The following is an 18,575-nucleotide window of genomic DNA, read 5'->3' on the forward strand; positions in this document are numbered from 1 at the left end:
TCGTCGTCGGATCGCAGGTGCGCTCGCCGTGGGAGGTTGCGGTGGCGAACTCTCGCTCGAACCCGCTGGTGACGGCGACCGTCGAGGAGCGCACGCTCGTCGTGGCCGGGCAGGACGTCACGGGGACCGTCACGCTGGGGCGCACCCAGGACGTCCCCGCGCCCGGCGGCGAGGGTGTGCGGGCGGTGGTCACCGCCACGCCCGTCGCCGTGGGCGACCCGGTCGCTCCCGGGGCGGTGCTGGTCGAGGTGTCGGGTCGCCCCGTGATCGGGTGGGAGCTGCCGTTCCCGATGTACCGGGACCTGCGGGGCGGGGCGCAGGGGCCTGACGTCCGGGCGGTGCAGCAGGCGCTCCTCGACGCCGGTCACTACTCCGGGTCGGTCGACGGCGAGTACGGGCCGGCGACCGCGCTCGCGGTCGAGGCGCTGTACCGGGCGGCACGTGCCGAGCCGCCGGAGGTGCCGGCGGAGGCCGTCGCGGCGGCCCGTGCCGCCGACCAGGCGGTCGCGGACGCACGTGACGTGCTGTCCTCGGGCCATGAGGGCGACGACCTCGACGAAGGCGCGACCGGCGGGAGCAGCGCGGAGCAGGCGCTGGCCGACACTCGTCGGGCGGCCGCGGAGGCGCGTACGGCAGCGCTCACGCCCCTGCCGGTCGCCGAGACGTTCGACCTGGACGGCGCGGGCGTGACGCTGGTGCGCGTGTCCCGGGTCGGCACCGTCATCGAACCGGGTGGCCCGGTCGCCCAGGTGCGGTCCGGCGCCGCGAGCGTCACGGCCCGGGTCGGCGTCGCAGCGGTCGCCGCGTACACCGTCGGAGCAGCTGTCTCCGTGTCGGCCCAGGTCGGCGACGCGACGACCGCGGCGACGGTGACGGCGGTCGGCGCGTTCGTCGCTGAGGCGACGCAGGACGGTGCACCGCCCGGCTACGACGTCTCGATCGAGCTGCCTGCCGATGCGGGGTTCGAGGACGGCACCGGCGTCGTCGTGCAGGCCTCGGACGGCGACGAAGCCGAAGGGCTCGCGGTTCCGCTCGTCGCGGTGCGCGAGGACTCGTCGGGCACGTTCGTCCTTCGTCTGCCTCCCGGCCTGGAGGGCCCGCGCGAGCAGGACGCCGAGAAAGTGCGGGTCAGCGTGACGACGACCGCGGACGGGTACGCACTGGTCGAGGACACGGACCTGGCGGTGAGTGACGTGGTCGTCGTCGCGACGAGCCCGTGACCCCCGTCCTGCGCGCGTTCGACGTGCACAAGACGTACCGGACCGACCCGCCCGTGCGGGTGCTGACGGGCGTCGACCTCGAGCTCCAGGCGGGGGAGCGGGTCGCGGTGGTCGGGCGCTCGGGCTCGGGGAAGTCGACGTTCCTCAACATCGTCGGGCTCCTGGACACCCCGACGAGCGGGCGGGTCGAGGTGCTCGGGCAGCACACCGGGTCGTTGAGCGCGCGGGAGCGCGACCGGCTGCGAGCGCACACGCTCGGCTTCGTGTTCCAGGAGCACCACGTGCTCGGCCACCGGACCGTCACGGAGAACCTGGAGATCGCCACCTCGATCGCGGGGACACCTCGCACGCAGCGCGGGGCTCTCGTCGACGCCGCGCTCGCGCGCGTCGGTCTGAGCGGACGGCAGCAGGCCTTGGGGCGGTTGCTGTCCGGCGGGGAGAAGCAACGGCTCGCGGTGGCGCGCGCCGTGCTCTCCGGGCCGCGGCTCGTCCTCGCCGACGAACCGACGGGGAACCTCGACCCGGAGAACGCCGAGAACGTCCTCGCGCTGTTCGACGAGCAGGCGGCCGCGGGCGTCGCCGTCCTGGTCATCACGCACGACGACCGCATCGCCGCCTGGGCGGACCGGACCGTGCGCCTGCATGCGGGCCGGCTCGAGGAAGGGGCACGGCGGTGAGTCGATGGGCCACCGCACGCGACGTGCTGGTCGACGTCACGGTCGAGATGCACGCCCGCCGCACCCGCACCGCGCTCATGATCGCGGCGGTCGCCCTGAGCACCGGCACGCTCCTGTCCGCCGTCGGGATCTCGACGGTCGCCGCGCGGCAGGTCGACGCGGACTTGGCGGCCTCGACGCTCGATCTCATCTCGGTCGTCGCGGCCTCGGGCGTTCAGGCCTCGGCCGACGACCCGCTGTTCCCCGCCGAGGCCTCGGCGCGGGTCGCTGCGGTCGACCTCGTGGACGCGGCCGGGCAGCGACTCGACCCCGGCGAGGTCACGACGGTCGCCGTGACTCGCGCGGAGCGCGGCCAGCCGGTCGCCGGGGTGAGCGTCGCAGGCCTGACCTCCGGCTACCTCGACGCGGTACGGGCTCCCCACCGCGCCGCGTGGATGCTCGACGGGACGGAGCCGGTCGCCCTGCTCGGCGTGGACGCCGCGCAGGCGCTCGACGTGCCGGCCACACTCGACCCGACGGGCTTCACGATCCGCGTGAACGGCGAGCCCTTCCAGATCGCGGGGTTCCTCGACGACGGCTCTGACGCGACGCTCTCCGACGTCGTCGCGATCCCCTACCGGCTGGCGGTCGGCATGGCCGAAAGTGACGTCACGGCCACGATGATGGTGCGGACGGCGCCGGGCGCGGGCACCGTCGTCGCGGACGTCGTGCGGCTCGCGGTGCGCCCCGACGCGCCCCACGACCTCGCGTCGTCGCAGGTCGTGGACGTCTCCTCGCTCCGCACCGGCGTCTCGACACAGCTCGACCGCCTCGCCGCCTGGGTCGGCGCGCTCCTGCTCGCCCTGACCGTCCTGCTCATCGGGAACGCGATGGTCGTGTCCGTCATGTCCCGCACGAGCGAGATCGGGCTGCGCCGTGCGATCGGCGCGTCACGCTCACGGGTCGCGGCGATGTTCTGGACCGAGGGCGCGCTGAGCGGTGCGGTCGGCGGGGTCACCGGCAGTGCGCTGGCGGCCGTCTCCGTCGTCGTCGTGGCCGCGGTGAACGGGTGGACGGCGTCGTTGAGCCCGGTCGGGGTGCTCCTCGGCCCGGCGGTCGGCCTGGCCGCCGGCGTGGTCTCGTCGCTCTACCCGGCCCTGCGCGCCGCCGCGGTCGAACCGGCGCAGGCGGTGCGCGCCGACTAGCTCCGCCCGTTCTCGTGGTCAGAGGTGGGTGGGGGTGTAGCCCGTGCGGTCCGCGTCCGTGATGGGGTGCAGGACGCGCGCCGGCACTCCGGCTGCGACGGTGTTCGCCGGGACGTCCCGCGTGACGACGCTGCCCGAGCCGATCACGGCGCCGTCCCCGATCGTCACGCCCGGGTTGATGGTGACGTGCCCGCCCACCCACACGCGCGAGCCGATCGTCACGGGCCGCGCGTAGCAGGCGCCCGCGGCGCGCTCGGCGGGGTCGAGCGCGTGGTTGGAGGTGAAGATGCCGACGCGCGGGCCGAGCAGCACGTCGTCGCCGATGCTGATGCCGCCGCCGTCGAGCATCACGCAGTCGAAGTTGGCGTAGAAGTTGCGGCCGACGCTGATGTTGAACCCGAACTCGCACCGGAACGTGGGCTCGAGGTGGGCGCCGTCACCCGCGGCGGCGAGCAGGTCGCGCAGCAGCGCGAGGCGCTCGGGCGCGGGCCGGCCGAACGCGGCGTTGTACCGGTCGGTGGCGAGCACGGCCTGCTCGCGGGCGGCGACGAGCTCGGGGGTGAGGTCGTCGTACATCGCGCCGGTGAGCATGTGGCGGCGCTGCGCGTCGAGGTCCATGACGGTCTCCGGGGGCTCAGGGCAGCGGGTCGGCCGGTCCCGGGTAGGACGGCTGCGCGCCCAGGCGGGTGACCGAGTATGCCGCGACGCGTGTGGCGTGCGCGGACGCCGCGCGCAGGGGCTGACCGGCCGCGAGGCCGGCGGCCAGGGCGCCGACGAACGCGTCGCCCGCACCTGTGGTGTCGACGGGCTGGACCACGGGTGCGGACCATGAGAACGCGCCGTCGGGGCCGTGCCCGACGAGCCCCGCGGCGCCGAGCGTGACGACCACGGACCGCACGCCGAGCCCGGTGAGCTCGTGCGCGGCGGCGGCGGCGGGGGAGTCGAGCGCGCGGCCCAGGAGCGTCGCGGCCTCGTGCTCGTTCACGACGAGCGGGTCGGCGAGCCGCAGCACGTCGCGCGGCAGCGCAGTGGCTGGTGCGGCGTTGAGCAGGACGCGCGTGCCGTGGCGGTGGGCGAGCCGGGCGGCGTGCGCGACGGTGTCGAGCGGGATCTCGAGCTGCAGCACGCAGACCGCGGCGCGCGCGATGGTCCCGCGTGCCTCGTCGACTCGGGCGGGCGTGAGCGTGGCGTTCGCGCCGGGCACGACGACGATGGTGTTCTCGCCGGAGCCTGCGACGGTCACCACGGCGAGCCCGGTCGCGCCGTCGACACGCCGCACGTGCGTGAGGTCGACGTCCGCGGCGCGCAGCGCGGACAGCGCGACAGCGGCCTGCGGGTCCGTGCCGACGGCTCCGACGAGCGCGACGCGCGCACCCTGGCGCGCCGCGGCGACCGCCTGGTTGGCGCCCTTCCCGCCGGGCAGCGTGTCGGACGTCGACCCGAGCAGCGTCTCGCCGGGCCGGGGGTGCCGGGCGACCCGCACGACGAGGTCGGCGTTGACGGACCCGACGACGACGACGTCGTGCGCGACACCCATGGCTCTCCCCTCGGGGCTGCGGGACTCCCCGGCGCGAGTCTGGCAGGGTGGGCGCCGTGCCGCTGCCGTCGCGTCCTGTGATCCCGGGGTTCCACCCCGACCCCTCCGTGTGCCGGGTGGGGGAGACCTACTACCTGGCGTGCTCGAGCTTCGAGTACGCGCCGGGGGTGCCGATCTTCACCTCCGACGACCTGCTGACGTGGACGTTGGTGGGCCATGCGCTGCACACGCCCGCGCAGCTGAAGGTCGCGGACGCGAACCCGTCGGGCGGCATCTACGCCCCGACGCTGCGGCACCACGACGGCCGGTTCTGGATGGTCACGACGAACGTCTCGGACGGTCCGGGCCACCTGCTGGTCACGGCGGACGACCCCGCGGGGCCGTGGAGCGCGCCGGTCCGCATCGAGGGTGCGGGCGGCATCGACCCGGACCTGGCCTGGGACGAGGACGGCACGTGCTACCTCACGTGGTGCGACCAGGGCCTGCGCCAGGCGGTGCTGGACCCGGCGACGGGCGAGCTGCTGACCGAGCCGCGCCTGGTGTGGGAGGGCACGGGCGGCGAGCACGTCGAGGGCCCGCACCTGTACCGGGTGGACGGCCGGTGGTACCTGATGGCCGCGGAGGGCGGGACCGCCGCGGGGCACATGGAGACGATCGCGCGCGGCCCCTCGCCGTCCGGCCCGTGGGAGCCGTACCCCGGCAACCCGGTCCTGACGGCGCGCAGCACGGGTGGTGTGGTGCGCAGCACCGGGCACGCGGACCTGGTCCAGCGGCCGGACGGCTCGTGGGCGATGGTGTTCCTCGGGGTGCGGCCGCGCGGCTACTTCCCGGCGTTCCACGTGCGGGGCCGCGAGACGTTCGCGGTCGAGGTGACGTGGGTCGACGGGTGGCCGGTCGTGGGGGAGCCCATCGAGCCCGACGAGGTCGCGCTGCTCCGCGAGCACGGTCCCGCGGACTCGTGGGTGGGGGCGCACGTGTTCCCCGACGAGGTGCTGCGGCGCGCGGGCGAGGCGTGGGAGCTGTCGGCGCAGCCGGCGGGGCGCACGTTCGTCGGGCGGCGGCAGGAGCACGAGACGGTGGTCGCGCACGCCCGTGTCGAGGCGGGGCCCGGCGTCGTCGGCGGGCTCGAGGTGCGGATGGACCCGCAGCACGCGGTGACGCTCGAGGTCGAGGGTTCGCGGGTGCGCGCGGTCGCACGCGTGGGCACGCTCACGTCGGTGCTCGGCGAGGCGCAGGTCGACGACGACGCGCTGCTGGAGGTCGCGGTGCGCCCGTCCCCGAAGGGGCGGTTCGACATCCGGCGTGGGCCGGACGAGATCGTCGCGGCGGTCGAGGACGCGCAGGGCCGCCGCGAGCTGGGCCGGCTCGACGGACGGTACCTGTCCACCGAGGTCGCGGGCGGGTTCACGGGCCGCATGGTCGGGCTGGTCGCGGAGCGCGGGACGCTGACCGTCCGGTCGTTCGAGTACCGGGGGCACGACGAGGCGATGGGTCCCGACTGGTACCTGTGACGCGCGCTCGAGGAGTGTGGGACGCGCCCGTTAGCGTGACCGCATGACGAGTACCCGGGACGGCGTCACCGACGACGCGACTCGCCACGCGGCGGACAGCCACGACCTCATCCGCGTGCGCGGCGCGCGCGAGAACAACCTCAAGGACGTGGACGTCGACCTGCCCAAGCGGCGGCTCACGGTGTTCACGGGCGTGTCCGGCTCGGGCAAGAGCTCGCTCGTGTTCGGCACGATCGCGGCCGAGTCGCAGCGCATGATCAACGAGACCTACCCGGCGTTCGTGCAGGGCTTCATGCCGAACCTGCCGCGCCCGGACGTGGACGTCCTGGAAGGGCTGACCACGGCGATCATCGTCGACCAGGAGCGCATGGGCGCGAACTCGCGCTCGACGGTCGGCACCGCGACGGACGTCAACGCGAAGCTGCGCATCCTGTTCTCGCGTCTCGGGCAGCCGTACATCGGCTCGTCGCAGGCGTTCGCGTTCAACATCCCGACCGTGCGCGGCGGGGGTGCCATCACGGTCGAGGGCGCGCACGGGGCGAAGACCGAGCGGCGCTCGTTCACGCAGCTCGGCGGCATGTGCCCGCGCTGCGAGGGGATGGGCTCGGTCACGGACTTCGACCTCACGGCGCTGTTCGACGCGAGCAGGTCGCTCAACGAGGGCGCCCTCACGATCCCGAACTACACGATGGACGGCTGGTACGGCCGGATCTTCCGCGAGTCCGGGTTCTTCGACCCCGACAAGCCGCTCGGGGAGTACAGCAAGAAGGAGCTCGACGACCTGCTCTACAAGGAGCCGGTGCGGATCAAGGTCGAGGGCATCAACGTCACGTACGAGGGCCTGGTCCCGCGCATCCAGAAGTCGTTCCTGTCCAAGGACCGCGAGGCGATGCAGCCGCACATCCGCGCGTTCGTCGACCGTGCGGTCACGTTCACCACGTGCCCCGAGTGCCACGGCACGCGGCTCAACGAGACCGCACGCTCGTCGACCATCGGGGGCGTCTCGATCGCCGACGCGTGCGCGATGCAGATCAGCGACCTGGCGCAGTGGGTGCGCGGGATCGACGAGCCGTCCCTCGCACCCCTGCTGACGTCGCTGACCGAGACGCTCGACTCGTTCGTCGACATCGGCCTCGGCTACCTCAGCCTCGACCGGCCGGCGGGCACGTTGTCCGGCGGCGAGGCGCAGCGCACCAAGATGATCCGGCACCTCGGCTCGTCGCTCACCGACGTGACCTACGTGTTCGACGAGCCGACGATCGGCCTGCACCCGCACGACGTGCAGCGCATGAACGACCTCCTGCTCCAGCTGCGGGACAAGGGCAACACCGTGCTCGTCGTGGAGCACAAGCCGGAGGCCATCGCGATCGCGGACCACGTCGTCGACCTCGGCCCGCGCGCGGGCTCGGGCGGCGGGCAGGTGTGCTTCGAGGGGACCGTCGAGGCGCTTCGCCGGTCGGGCACCCTCACCGGCCGCCACCTCGACGACCGTGCCCGGCTCAAGGAGCAGGTGCGCACGCGGACGGGGGCGATCGAGATCCGCGGCGCGGCCACGCACAACCTGCAGCACGTCGACGTGGACGTGCCGCTCGGTGTCCTCGTCGTCGTCACGGGCGTCGCCGGGTCGGGCAAGAGCTCGCTCATCCACGGCTCGCTCGGCCGGCGGGACGACGTCGTGGAGATCGACCAGTCGGCCATCCGCGGCTCGCGGCGCAGCAACCCCGCGACGTACACGGGCCTGCTCGAGCCGATCCGCAAGGCGTTCGCGAAGGCCAACGGGGTCAAGCCCGCGCTGTTCAGCGCGAACTCCGAGGGTGCGTGCCCCGCGTGCAACGGCGCGGGCGTGATCTACACGGACCTCGCGATGATGGGCGGCGTCACCACGCCGTGCGAGGAGTGCGAGGGGCGGCGGTTCCAGGCCGCGGTGCTCGAGTACACCCTCGGCGGGCGGAACATCGCCGACGTGCTCGACATGCCGGTCGCGGAGGCCGAGGAGTTCTTCGCCGCGGGCGACGCGCGCACCCCCGCCGCGCACAAGATCCTCGACCGGCTCGTCGACGTCGGGCTCGGCTACCTGAGCCTGGGACAGCCGCTGACGACCCTGTCCGGCGGCGAGCGTCAGCGCCTCAAGCTCGCGACGCACATGGGCACCGACGGGGGCGTCTACGTGCTCGACGAGCCCACGTCGGGGCTGCACCTCGCGGACGTCGAGCAGCTGCTCGCGCTGCTGGACCGGCTGGTCGACTCGGGCAAGTCGGTGGTCGTGATCGAGCACCACCAGGCGGTCATGGCGCACGCGGACTGGATCATCGACCTCGGCCCGGGCGCGGGCCACGACGGTGGTCGCGTGGTGTTCGAGGGCACGCCCGCCGCGCTCGTCGCGGACGCCTCGACGCTGACGGGCGAGCACCTCGCCCGGTATGTCGGGGCGGGGACTCAGACCAGGTAGGTGCCGAGGTGCCCGGCCGTGCCGGCGTCGCCCGGCGCGCCGGGTGCGCCGTCGGTGAGGTCGTCGGTCGGGTTCGGGCGGACCTCGTCGCGCAGGCGGCTCATGCGTGCGTCGAGGTCGGCGGCCACCCGGGCCGCGTCGTCGATCTCGGCGCGCAGGTGGGCCGGCATGTCCGCGGAGTACTTGTAGCGGAGCTTGTGCTCCATGCTCGCCCAGAAGTCCATGGCGATCGTGCGGATCTGCAGCTCGACGGGGATGTGCTCGGTGTGCCGGGACAGGAACACCGGCACCTGGACGATGAGGTGCAGCGAGCGGTACCCGTTCGGCTTCGGGTTGGCGATGTAGTCCTTCGTCGTGAGCACGGTGAGGTCGGGCTGCGCGCTGAGCATCTGCGCGATCCAGTAGACGTCGGAGACGAACGAGCAGGTGATCCGGATGCCGGCGATGTCCCGGATGCTCGCCCGGATCGCGGGGACCGTGAGGTCCACACCCTGCCGCAGCGCCTTGCTGAGCAGGCTGTCCGGGGACTTCAGACGCGAGCGGACGTGCTCGATCGGGTTGTAGTCGTACATCGTCGCGAACTCGTCACGCAGGATCGCGATCTTCGTCGAGACCTCGTCGATCCCGAACTGGTAGTACATCTGCAGGCGCTGGAACTCGTCGCCCACCTCGCGCAGGCGGGCGAACACCTCGCCCGCGTCGACGGTGACCCCGGTGCGGCCCGCCAGGTCGCGCAGTCGGGTCTCGACCTGCGTCTGCAGCTCGTGGGGGTGCGGGGCGGGCACGGGTCCTCCAGGGCGGGGCGTGGTTCGTCGTCCCCCACGCTAACGAGCGCGGCTGTCGACGAGTGCCGCAGAAGGTCCCGGCGGTCGTCGTCGGCCCCGCGCCAGGACGAGGTCCGACGAACGGGATCAAGGACCCACGCGCTCGGGCCGTGACCGTGGTATGCCGGAGGTGAGCAGCACCGCGCGTCGGCCCCGAGCCGTCAGCCCGACGACTGCCGGTGCGCGGCTGTTCGACGAGGACGTGGGGGCCATGACCACCGAGCAGAGGGTGACGCAGACCCAGGCCGACTCGACACGGGCGGGTGCCGCTCCCGGACCCGGATGGCTCGTCGTCGGTGACGACCGGGGTGAGGCGTCGGCGACGTTGTGGGGCTGGGTCGCGGCGCAGCCGTGGCCGGGGTGGCGGGTGACCGCCGTGACGGCGCGGCCGCGTTCCGACGAGGCGCCGGGTGAGCGCGCGCTGCCGCACGCGTGGAGCCCGGAGCCGCCGCGCGAGCTGCCGGGCAACCACGTCGAGCACCTGGTCGCGGAGGCGGACCCGCGCGTGGTCCTCGACGGGTACGACGACGCCGACCTCGTGGTCGTGGGACCGCGCGGGCGTGGGCTGCTCAAGCGGCTGGGGCTGGGCAGCACCGCCGAGTGGCTCGTGTCGTCGCACCGGCCGCTCACGCCCGTGCTCGTCGCACGCGGCACCGAGCCCGTGCGCACGGTGCTGGTGTGCGCGGACGGCTCGCCCGACTCGGTCGACGCGGTGCGTGCGCTGACGACGCTGCCGTTGCTGCAGGGCGCGCACGTCACGGTGCTGGGCGTCGACACGTTGGAGGGCCACGAGACCGACGCGGTGACCGCGGCGGCGCACGTGCTGCGCGACGCGGGGGCGGGCGACGTACGCACGCTGCTCGTCGGCGCGGTGCCGATGACTGTCACGTTCGACGTGCGGCCGACGGTCCTCGGCATGGTCGACAAGATCGAGCCGGACCTCGTGGTCGTCGGGACGCGGGGCCTCGGTGGGCTGCGGCGGGTGGTGCTCGGGTCGACCGCGGAGGCCGTGGTGCACCACGCCCCGTGCTCGGTCCTGGTGGGTCGCGCGACGCTGCGGGAGTGACGCGCGGGGCGGCCGGCGCGTAAGCGCTTCGACGGCGCGCGGCGAGGCCCCTATCCGACCGGCCGTCCGGTATGTCAGGATCACGCCAGTCGTTCACCGGTCCGGGCCGGTGACGAGGCGATGGGGCCTCGTGCGCGCCCGCGTCGCCGGTGGTGGCCAGCACGCCGACCGGCACGGACAGGACCAGGTGATCACGTGATCGTCGACACGCACGCACACGTGTGGGACCCCGCCCGGGTCCGCTACCCGTGGCTGCGCCCGGGCATGGGCCCGCTGCACGGCGCGTTCGGCTACGCGGACCTCGCGGCACACCTGGACGACGAGCACGAGCTCGAGGCGTGCGACCGCGGCGAGCACGTCCGTGCGGTGCTCGTCCAGGCGGCCGACGACCCGCGCGACGTCGAGGTCATGGCGGACGTCGCCGCCGACGAGCCGCGCGTCGCCGGGCTCGTCGTGTGGGCGCCGGTCGACCGGCCCGAGCTCGTCGAGGGTGAGGTCGAGCGAGCCGGTGTGATCGCGGCGGACGCCGGCACGCGCGTCGTCGGGGTGCGCACCATGCAGCACCGCGACGAGGGCGCGGCCTGGCTCGCACGCCCCGAGACCGACGCCGGCCTCGCGGTGGTCGACGCCCTGGGGCTCGCCTACGAGTGCCTCGTGACGACGCCCGACGGCCTGGCGCAGCTGCCCGCGGTGGTCGAGCGGCACCCGGGCCTGCGCTTCGTCGTCGACCACCTCGGCCGCCCGCCGCTCGGCGACCCGGACGCCCTCGCGCACTGGCGCGCGCTGCTCGCACCCGTCGCGCAGCACCCCGGCGTCGTCGCGAAGCTGTCCGGGATCTTCCCCCGTGGTGTGCCCGGCCGCGAGTACGCCGACCAGGTGCGCGAGGTCGTCGACGTCGCGCTCGAGCTGTTCGGCCCACGCCGGCTCATGCTCGGCTCGGCCTGGCCCGTCTCGCTCCTGCACGGCGGGCCCGCGGTCGCGTGCGTCGCGGTCGACGCGGCCCTGCAGGCCGCGCTGGGCCACGACGACCTGCACGACGTCCGCGCCGGGACCGCGTCCGACGTCTACGGGCTCGCGCGCGTCACCAGCTGAGCGCCCGTCGGACGCTCGGCGGCCGGCCGCTGGACGGCCGGATGCTGGACGGCCGGGTGCTGGACGGCTAGATGCTGTACGGCGTCTCCGGCTCGACGACCACCGACGGCTCGTCGGCCGAGCGGCCCGTCGCGGACCGTGCCGCGTCGACCGCCTTGTCCTTCAGCGCGACGCCCTGCTGCTTCGCGAAGTCGAGCGCCTGCTCCTCGACGTCCTTGACGACGCCCTGCACCTTCGGGTGGCGCCAGGCCTCACCGGCCTTCTCGCCCGCCTTGCCCAGCAGGTCGCGGCCCTTGCGTGTTGCCAGCAGGTACCCGAAGCCGACGCCGACGACGAACGTGCCGATCCTCCCGCTCACACGACCACCTCCTGAAGACCGCCGCCGCGACCGAGCGCCGCGCGAACCATCCGACCCTAACCACCGCACCGGTCCCGCGCGCGGCGACACCGACCGCCGCACGAGCCGGCCCGCCCGCGAGGCCGGGCACGCGCGATGGCGGTGTCCGCGTGGGTGGTGGGTCGGTGCCTAGAGTGAGTTGGTGAGGTCTCTCGTCGTCGACACGACGCCCCTGAAGATCAGTCCCGACTTCCGGCGTCTGTGGCTGGGGCTGTCGGTGGCGAACCTGGGGACGCAGCTGACGGTCGTCGCGGTCGGGCTGCAGGTGTACGGGATCACGGGCTCGACGCTCTCGGTCGGCGTGCTGGGGATGTTCGCGCTGGTGCCGCTGGTCGTGTTCGGGCTGTACGGCGGTGCGATCGTCGACCACTACGACCGGCGCAAGGTCGCGCTGGTCGCCTCGGTGGTGTCGTGGGTGGCGATCATGGTGCTCGCGGTGCAGGGCTGGGCGGGCAACGAGCACGTGGGACTGCTGTACGGGCTGACGGCGGTGCAGTCGGGTGCGAACGCGGTGAACTCGCCGGCGCGGTCGGCGATCATCCCGCGGCTGCTGGAGCCGCGGCTGATGCCGGCGGCGAACGCGTTGCAGACCATCGGCTTCCAGGTGGCTCTGACGGTGGGGCCGTTGCTGGGTGCGGTGCTCGCGGCGGTCGACTACGGGCTGGCGTACACGGTGGACGCGGTGCTGTTCACGTTCGCGCTCGGGGCGGTGCTCCGGCTGCCGCCGGTGCTGCCGGAGCCGTCGGAGAACCGGCGGCAGCGGGTGGGGATCGGCTCGGTGGTCGACGGGCTGCGCTACCTGGGCACGCAGCCGGACGTGCGGATGACGTTCCTGGTGGACCTGTGCGCGATGGTCCTGGCGATGCCGCGCGTCGTGTTCCCCGCGGTCGGCATCTGGTACCTGGGCGGCGGCGAGACGACGACCGGCATCCTCACCGCGGCGCTCGCGGTGGGGGCGGTGACGTCGGGGCTGCTGTCGGGCGGGTTGGCGCGCGTGCGGTGGCAGGGCCGCGTGATCACGTGGGCGATCACCGGGTGGGGTGCGTCCGTCGTCGCGTTCGGTCTGGTGCTCGTCGTCGTGGGGCGGGACCGTCCCGGGCACGTGCTGTGGGGTGCGCTCGCGATCGCGTGCCTGACGCTCGTCGCGGCGGGCGCGTCCGACGAGGTGAGCGCGATCTTCCGGCAGACCATCCTGCAGACCGCGACGCCCGACGACATGCGCGGCCGGCTGCAGGGCGTGTTCATCGTCGTGGTCGCGGGTGGCCCGCGGCTCGGGGACGTCGTGATCGGGTCGATGTCGTCCGCGGTGGGCGAGGGGTGGGCGGTCGTGATCGGCGGGCTGGCGTGCGTGGCGGCGCTGTGGGTGCTGGTCCGCACGCAGCGCACGTTCTGGCGGTACGACGCGCGTCGCGTGATGTCGGTCCCGGCCTGAGGGCGCGGCTCAGCCGCCGACCGTCACCAGCCCGGACTCGTACGCGACGACGACGAGCTGCGTGCGGGTGGTGCACGCCAGCTTGCGCAGCAGCGCGTGCACGTGCGCCTTCACGGTCGCCTCGCCCACGCCGAGCGCGTCGGCGACGTCCTGGTTGGTCCCGCCGCGCGCGACGGCGAGCAGCACGTCCCGCTCGCGCTGCGTGAGGGTCCCGACGAGCGTCGCCGCCGCACCGGTGCCCTGGGGTGCGGTCGCCGCGGCCGCGGCCGCGCGCCACTGCTCGACGACCACGCCGGTCACCTTCGGGTCGAGCACCTGGCCGCCCGCGCGCACGCGGTGCACGGCGTCGACCAGCGCGGCGGGCTCGGCGTCCTTGAGCAGGAACGCGTGCGCCCCGGCGCGCAGCGCACCGGTGACGTACTCCTCGTCGTCGAACGTCGTCAGCACGACGACGCGCACGTCCGCGAGCGCGGGGTCCGCGCGGATGAGGCGGGTCGCCTCGACGCCGTCGGTGCCGGGCATGCGGATGTCGAGCAGCGCCACGTCGGGCCGCACGGCGCGCACCACGTCGAGCGCGGCGGCGCCGTCGGCGGCCTCGCCGACCACCTCGAGGTCCGGCTCGTGGTCGAGGATCATCCGCAGGCCCAGGCGGATCGTGGGTTGGTCGTCCACGACGACCACGCGGGTCACGTCAGGCATCGGCGGCCTCTCGTCGGGGCGCTCGCCGCGCCGGGTCCTCGGGCAGGCGGTCCAGGGGGACGACGAGCCGCACGCGCCACCCGCCGCCCGGCAGGGCGCCCGCGACCACGGAGGCACCCGCCGCCGCGGCGCGCTCGCGCATGTGCAGCAGCCCGTTGCCGCCGAGCCCGGTCCCGGCGGTCGGAGGGCGCGGGGGACCGGGGTCGGTGACCTCCAGGACGACGTCCGTCGCGGACCGCGTGAGGGTCACCGTCGCGTGCGGGGCGGCGGAGTGCACGAGCACGTTCGTCAGCGCCTCCTGCGCGACACGCACCACCGCGAGCCCGACCTGCGGCGCGCACGCCGGCAGCGGGTCGGGCAGCGTGGCGCGCACGTCGAGGCCCGCCTCACGCACACGCGCGAGCACCCCGGGCAGCGCGTCGAGCCCCGCGGTCGGGGCGTACGGGGCGGCCTCCTCGTCGGCGGCCCGCAGCACCCGCACCACGGAGCGCATCGCGTCGAGCGCCTCCTTGCCCGCCGGGGCGATCCACCGCACGGCCTCGCGTGGCGCGTCGGGCTGCGCGTCCGCGACGCGGTCCGCGGCCTGGGCGCGCACCACGATCGCGGAGACGTGGTGCGCCACGACGTCGTGCAGCTCGCGTGCGATGCGTGTGCGCTCCGCCGCGACCGCCTCGCGCGCGCGGACCTCCTGCAGCGCGACGAGCTGCGCGTTGCGTTCCGCGAGGGACGCGGACGTGCGGGCGAGCCGGTGCACCATCGCACCGAGCAGCGCCGCCGCGACGACGAGCGCGACGAGCTGCACGGCCGACGACAGGTCGACCGCGGGGTGCCAGTCCCACGTGGACAGGCCCCACGCGGCGTTGGCGACGCCCGCCTGGAGCGTCACACCGAGCGCGCCGGCCACGAGCGCCGCGAGCACGGGCGGCTCCGCGCCCGCGCGCGTGACCGCGTACGTCGTGACGAGCAGCGGGATCACGTGGACGAACGACGGCATGCGACCGCCGTCGAGCACCAGCGAGTACGCCACCAGGTACCCGCCGGACACGGCCCAGAACCCGGCGCGTGCGGCCCAGCGGCGTACGGCCAGCGCGGCGACCAGACCGGCGCCCGCGCACCACCACGCCTCCGACGACGCCGGGATCCAGTAGTCCCACCGGCTGGCGACGACGAGCCCCGCGGTCCACAGCGCGCCCGCCGCGGCGGCCACCTGCAGGTCCTGGCGCCGCACCTCGCGGCGCTGCGCGCGCGCCACCTGCGACCCCGTCGCGCCCGCGGCGTCGTGCCCGGACGCGACGGCACGGAGCTCGGCGGACATGCCGTCAACGTACGCGCCGTGCGGCGCCGTGATCACGAGACTCGCGGCGGACCCGGCCTCCACCCTGGGGTGGAGGCCGCTCGGCCGCGCCGACCGCAGGGTGGGCGGCGTCTCGACCCTCGGAGGGGCTCTGACCAGGCACGCGACCCGACCACGGCCCGACGTCCGCACCCCGGTGCGCCCGTCAGGCTGGCGGCATGACGACGAGCACCGGGCCGCAGTGGCCCGCGACCCCGCCTCCCGGACCGGGCGCTGCGCGCGCTGCGAGGACCGCGAGCTCGGGGCGGTCCGGGCGGCCGCAGGCCGTGCCGGGGCCGCTCGCGGCGTCCGTCGCGCAGGAGGGTGCGCGGCGCAGGCGTCGCCGCGGCGCGGTGCTCGTCGTCGTCCTCGCGGTCGCCACCTGGTACGGCGTGCGGTGGGCCGAGGACGCGTTCGCCGGGTCGCAGGGGGATCCGTCGGCAGCGACCGTGCCCGGGCGCTCGTCGGGCGACACCGCCGCGGACGGCTCGCCCGAAGGCGGTCAGCAGGACGACGGGGGCCGTGACGGGGGCCGTGACGGGCACGCACCGGCCGACGACGACCTCGAGGCGCGGCTCACCCGGGTGGTCGACGAGCTGACCGCCGCGGGGATCGACCGTGAGCTGTCCCGGCGGTACGCGCGCGCCGACGCCGCCGCGGCGGCCGAGGGCGTCGAGCTCGTCGTCACCTCGGGGCGGCGCAGCGCGGCCGAGCAGCGGCGGCTGTTCGACGAGGCCGTCGAGCGGTACGGCTCCGAGCGCGAGGCGCGCCGGTGGGTCCTGCCGGCCGACCGGTCCGCGCACGTCGCGGGGACGGCGATCGACGTCGGGCGGACGGAGGGTGCGCTCTGGCTCGGTGAGCACGGGCAGGAGTACGGGTTGTGCCGCGTGTACGCCAACGAGATCTGGCACTTCGAGGCGATGCCGGACGGTGCGGACCGCTGCCCGCAGCTCCTGCCCGACTCGTCGTCGGGATGGTGACGCCCGGCGTGCGTCAGAGCTGGTTGATGCGCAGGTGGTTGCCCGCGGGGTCCCGCACGGCGGCGTCGCGCAGCCCCCACGGCTGGTCCGTGGGCTCCTGCGTGACCTCCGCGCCGGCGGCCGCGAGCTTCTCGAACGTGCCCGCGAGGTCGTGCGTCGCGAGGATCAGGCTCGCGTACGAGCCCTTGGCCATGAGCTCGACGATCGTGCGCCGCTCGTCGTCGGTCAGGCCGGGGTCCACGGCCGGCGGGTGCAGCACGATCGACACGTCGGGCTGCTCGGGCGAGCCGATGGTGATCCACCGCATCGACCCCTGGCCGACGTCGCCCCGGACCTCGAAGCCCAGCACGTCGCGGTAGAACGCGAGCGAGGCCTCCGGGTCGTCGGCGGGCAGGAACGTGGAGTGCACGAAGAGCGTCATGCGAGCCACGCTAGGAGAGCGGGGCGGTGGGTGCTTCTCGATTCCTGACCGGTTCGCGGGTCGAGCGCCGCACGGGTCGCAGCACCTGGCGCGCCTGGCAGCTCGGGATGCCCGCGGGCACGGCGTGCGGGTCGGCCGCCGCGCGCCGGCGGTACTCGCTGGGTGACATCCCCACCAGCTCGGAGAACCTCGTCGAGAACGTCCCCGACGACTGGCAGCCGACCGCGAAGCACACGTCCGTCACGTTCAGGTCGCCGAGCCGCAGCAGGTGCATCGCGCGCTCGATGCGCCGCGTCATCAGGTAGCTGTACGGCGACTCCCCGTACGCGGCGCGGAACGTGCGGCTGAGGTGCCCCGACGAGACGTTGATGCCGCGCGCGAGCGCCTCGACGTCGAGCGGCTGCGCGTACTCCCGGTCGATGCGGTCACGCACGCGGCGCAGCTGCGCGAGCTCGCGCAGGCGCGGGTCGGCGGGCGGCGTCACGGTTCCAGTGTGTCCCGGACGGGTGCGTCGTCGCGACGGCCGCTCGCGAGCTCGTCGGCCAGCCGGGCGCGGTGCCCGGCGCGCAGGGGCCGCAGCGAGGACAGCGTGGCGACGAGCGCGGCGACGCCCGCGACGACCACGACGAGGAACCCACCGTGCGAGCCGTCCGCGTCGATCCGGGTCCCGGCGATCGACGACCCGATCGACACACCCACCCCGAGCGACGTCCCGACCCACGTCAACCCCTCGGTCAGGCGCGTGCGCGGCACGATCTCCTGCACGAGCCCGTTGCCGTTGATGAGCGTCGGCGCGATCGCGAACCCGGTGACGAACATGACCGCCGCGAGCGCCCACAGCGAGTTCACCAGCACGAACAGCGACACCCCGACGGCGAGCGCCACCATCCCGGCGCCGAACCGCGCCCACAGCGGCTGGGCCCAGCGCCGCGCCCCGTACAGCAGCCCGGACACGAGCGAGCCGGCCGCGAACACCGCGAGGATGAACCCCGCGGCGGACGTGCGCCCGGCCTCCTCGGCGAACGCGACGGTCGAGACGTCCGTGGCCCCGAAGATCGCGCCGAGCGCGAGGAACACGAGGACGACGACGAACATCCCGGGCAGGCGGATCAGCGACCCGCCCGTCGAGTGGTGGTGCGGGGTGGGCGGCGGTTCGGTACGCCGCTGCAGCAGGAACCACGTCCCGCCGAGCACCGCGGAGACCAGGGGCACGACGATGCCCGCGGTCGGGTCGACGCTCGTCGCGAGCAGCGTCGCGGCGGCGGGGCCGACGATGAACACCACCTCGTCGAGCGCGGACTCCAGGGAGTACGCGGTGTGGATCGCGTCCGCGTCGCGCTTCAGGAGGTACGTCCAGCGGGCGCGCACGAGCGACCCGAACTGGCCGGTCACGCCCGCGACGACCGCCGTCGCGTACAGGACCGGCTCGGGCGCCTCGAGCGACAGGGCCGCGACGAGCGCGCTGAGCCCCACCCCGCTGACCAGCAGCGCGGGGAACATCACGCGCGCCTGCCCGTGCCGGTCGACGAGGCGCGCGATCAGCGGCGCCGTCAGCGCGGACGTGACGACGAGGACGGCCGAGACCCGGCCGGCCAGCGCGTACGAGTCGTAGATCGCGGAGACGGCGAGGACGATGCCGATCCCCACCATCGAGATCGGCAGGCGCGCGAGGACGCCCGCGGCCGAGAAGGCGAGGGCTCCGGGTCGGGAGAGGAGGTCGAGGTACGGCCGGAACACCCCACGATCGTCGCAC

At 74.6% G+C, this 18,575-nt stretch carries 18 protein-coding genes; 9 read left to right on the plus strand and 9 right to left on the minus strand.

Annotated features, from left to right (window positions below; translation table 11 throughout):
* The first annotated feature begins 41 nt into the window (after positions 1-41).
* The 3 genes from CBP52_RS14960 to CBP52_RS14970 are packed head-to-tail and all read left to right on the plus strand — an operon-like array spanning position 42 to position 3,081.
* Entirely contained in the window at positions 42-1,220 is a 1,179-nt protein-coding gene (locus tag CBP52_RS14960) for a peptidoglycan-binding protein (RefSeq protein ID WP_198303482.1), read from the plus strand.
* The gene (locus CBP52_RS14965) at positions 1,217-1,897 is read left to right on the plus strand and encodes an ABC transporter ATP-binding protein (protein ID WP_094181628.1); all 681 of its coding nucleotides are present in this window, start codon (positions 1,217-1,219) and stop codon (positions 1,895-1,897) included. The genes CBP52_RS14960 and CBP52_RS14965 overlap by 4 nt, the downstream gene beginning before the upstream one ends.
* A complete protein-coding gene (locus CBP52_RS14970) occupies positions 1,894-3,081 on the plus strand; it encodes an ABC transporter permease (protein WP_157732663.1) in 1,188 nt (395 codons plus the stop codon). Before CBP52_RS14965 ends, CBP52_RS14970 begins: the two co-directional genes overlap by 4 nt.
* 18 nt (positions 3,082-3,099) lie before the next feature.
* Here CBP52_RS14970 and CBP52_RS18605 read toward each other — a convergent pair whose 3' ends face one another.
* A complete protein-coding gene (locus tag CBP52_RS18605) occupies positions 3,100-3,699 on the minus strand; it encodes a sugar O-acetyltransferase (protein ID WP_094181630.1) in 600 nt (199 codons plus the stop codon).
* A gap of 16 nt (positions 3,700-3,715) precedes the next feature.
* Positions 3,716-4,618 (minus strand): ribokinase, encoded by a 903-nt coding sequence (gene rbsK / locus CBP52_RS14980; protein ID WP_094181631.1) that lies wholly within the window; start codon positions 4,616-4,618, stop codon positions 3,716-3,718.
* 56 nt (positions 4,619-4,674) lie between these two features.
* Between rbsK and CBP52_RS14985 the strand changes: the two genes are divergently transcribed.
* Entirely contained in the window at positions 4,675-6,129 is a 1,455-nt protein-coding gene (locus CBP52_RS14985) for a glycoside hydrolase family 43 protein (RefSeq protein WP_232514527.1), read from the plus strand.
* A gap of 43 nt (positions 6,130-6,172) precedes the next feature.
* On the plus strand, positions 6,173-8,578 hold the full coding sequence (locus CBP52_RS14990) for an excinuclease ABC subunit UvrA (RefSeq protein WP_094181632.1): 2,406 nt from the start codon (positions 6,173-6,175) through the stop codon (positions 8,576-8,578).
* Here the strand turns inward: CBP52_RS14990 and CBP52_RS14995 are convergent.
* A complete protein-coding gene (locus CBP52_RS14995; RefSeq protein WP_307722677.1) occupies positions 8,566-9,363 on the minus strand; it encodes a GTP pyrophosphokinase family protein in 798 nt (265 codons plus the stop codon). The genes CBP52_RS14990 and CBP52_RS14995 overlap by 13 nt on opposite strands.
* A gap of 250 nt (positions 9,364-9,613) precedes the next feature.
* On the opposite strand from CBP52_RS14995, the gene CBP52_RS15000 reads away from it, so the two are divergent.
* Complete coding sequence (locus CBP52_RS15000; RefSeq protein ID WP_157732664.1) at positions 9,614-10,468, plus strand: universal stress protein; 855 nt, start codon at positions 9,614-9,616, stop codon at positions 10,466-10,468.
* Between the two features lie 195 nt (positions 10,469-10,663).
* Positions 10,664-11,560, plus strand: coding sequence for an amidohydrolase (locus CBP52_RS15005; protein ID WP_157732665.1), 897 nt, complete (start codon positions 10,664-10,666; stop codon positions 11,558-11,560).
* Positions 11,561-11,627: 67 nt separating this feature from the next.
* Here the strand turns inward: CBP52_RS15005 and CBP52_RS15010 are convergent, their stop codons facing one another.
* Positions 11,628-11,918: a YtxH domain-containing protein gene (locus tag CBP52_RS15010; RefSeq protein ID WP_094181635.1), complete on the minus strand. Its 291-nt coding sequence runs from the start codon at positions 11,916-11,918 to the stop codon at positions 11,628-11,630.
* Between the two features lie 181 nt (positions 11,919-12,099).
* Here CBP52_RS15010 and CBP52_RS15015 point away from each other — a divergent pair, with 181 nt between their 5' ends.
* Positions 12,100-13,389 (plus strand): MFS transporter, encoded by a 1,290-nt coding sequence (locus CBP52_RS15015; protein ID WP_094181636.1) that lies wholly within the window; start codon positions 12,100-12,102, stop codon positions 13,387-13,389.
* Positions 13,390-13,398: 9 nt separating this feature from the next.
* Here the strand turns inward: CBP52_RS15015 and CBP52_RS15020 are convergent, their stop codons facing one another.
* The gene (locus CBP52_RS15020; RefSeq protein ID WP_094181637.1) at positions 13,399-14,088 is read right to left on the minus strand and encodes a response regulator transcription factor; all 690 of its coding nucleotides are present in this window, start codon (positions 14,086-14,088) and stop codon (positions 13,399-13,401) included.
* Positions 14,081-15,403 (minus strand): sensor histidine kinase, encoded by a 1,323-nt coding sequence (locus tag CBP52_RS15025; RefSeq protein WP_157732666.1) that lies wholly within the window; start codon positions 15,401-15,403, stop codon positions 14,081-14,083. The genes CBP52_RS15020 and CBP52_RS15025 overlap by 8 nt, the downstream gene beginning before the upstream one ends.
* A gap of 197 nt (positions 15,404-15,600) precedes the next feature.
* Here CBP52_RS15025 and CBP52_RS15030 point away from each other — a divergent pair, with 197 nt between their 5' ends.
* Entirely contained in the window at positions 15,601-16,401 is an 801-nt protein-coding gene (locus CBP52_RS15030; RefSeq protein WP_094181639.1) for a D-alanyl-D-alanine carboxypeptidase family protein, read from the plus strand.
* A gap of 13 nt (positions 16,402-16,414) precedes the next feature.
* Here the strand turns inward: CBP52_RS15030 and CBP52_RS15035 are convergent, their stop codons facing one another.
* The 3 genes from CBP52_RS15035 to CBP52_RS15045 are packed head-to-tail and all read right to left on the minus strand — an operon-like array spanning position 16,415 to position 18,559.
* A complete protein-coding gene (locus CBP52_RS15035; protein ID WP_094182427.1) occupies positions 16,415-16,822 on the minus strand; it encodes a VOC family protein in 408 nt (135 codons plus the stop codon).
* A gap of 10 nt (positions 16,823-16,832) precedes the next feature.
* Positions 16,833-17,306 carry a helix-turn-helix transcriptional regulator gene (locus tag CBP52_RS15040; RefSeq protein WP_094181640.1) on the minus strand — a complete coding sequence of 158 codons (474 nt, stop codon included), beginning with the start codon at positions 17,304-17,306 and terminating at the stop codon, positions 16,833-16,835.
* Complete coding sequence (locus CBP52_RS15045) at positions 17,303-18,559, minus strand: MFS transporter (protein ID WP_094181641.1); 1,257 nt, start codon at positions 18,557-18,559, stop codon at positions 17,303-17,305. Before CBP52_RS15045 ends, CBP52_RS15040 begins: the two co-directional genes overlap by 4 nt.
* Between the last annotated feature and the right edge of the window lie 16 nt (positions 18,560-18,575).

The sequence above is a fragment of the Cellulomonas sp. PSBB021 genome (assembly GCF_002240455.1).
GTDB lineage: Bacteria > Actinomycetota > Actinomycetes > Actinomycetales > Cellulomonadaceae > Cellulomonas > Cellulomonas uda.

Excerpts from the sequence above, each read along its gene's own strand:
- CBP52_RS18605 (WP_094181630.1), bottom strand. The coding sequence starts at position 3,699 with ATGGACCTCGACGCGCAGCGCCGCCACATGCTCACCGGCGCGATGTAC.
- rbsK (WP_094181631.1), bottom strand. The coding sequence starts at position 4,618 with ATGGGTGTCGCGCACGACGTCGTCGTCGTCGGGTCCGTCAACGCCGAC.
- CBP52_RS14990 (WP_094181632.1), top strand. The coding sequence starts at position 6,173 with ATGACGAGTACCCGGGACGGCGTCACCGACGACGCGACTCGCCACGCG.
- CBP52_RS15000 (WP_157732664.1), top strand. The coding sequence starts at position 9,614 with ATGACCACCGAGCAGAGGGTGACGCAGACCCAGGCCGACTCGACACGG.
- CBP52_RS15020 (WP_094181637.1), bottom strand. The coding sequence starts at position 14,088 with ATGCCTGACGTGACCCGCGTGGTCGTCGTGGACGACCAACCCACGATC.
- CBP52_RS15025 (WP_157732666.1), bottom strand. The coding sequence starts at position 15,403 with ATGTCCGCCGAGCTCCGTGCCGTCGCGTCCGGGCACGACGCCGCGGGC.
- CBP52_RS15030 (WP_094181639.1), top strand. The coding sequence starts at position 15,601 with ATGACGACGAGCACCGGGCCGCAGTGGCCCGCGACCCCGCCTCCCGGA.
- CBP52_RS15035 (WP_094182427.1), bottom strand. The coding sequence starts at position 16,822 with ATGACGCTCTTCGTGCACTCCACGTTCCTGCCCGCCGACGACCCGGAG.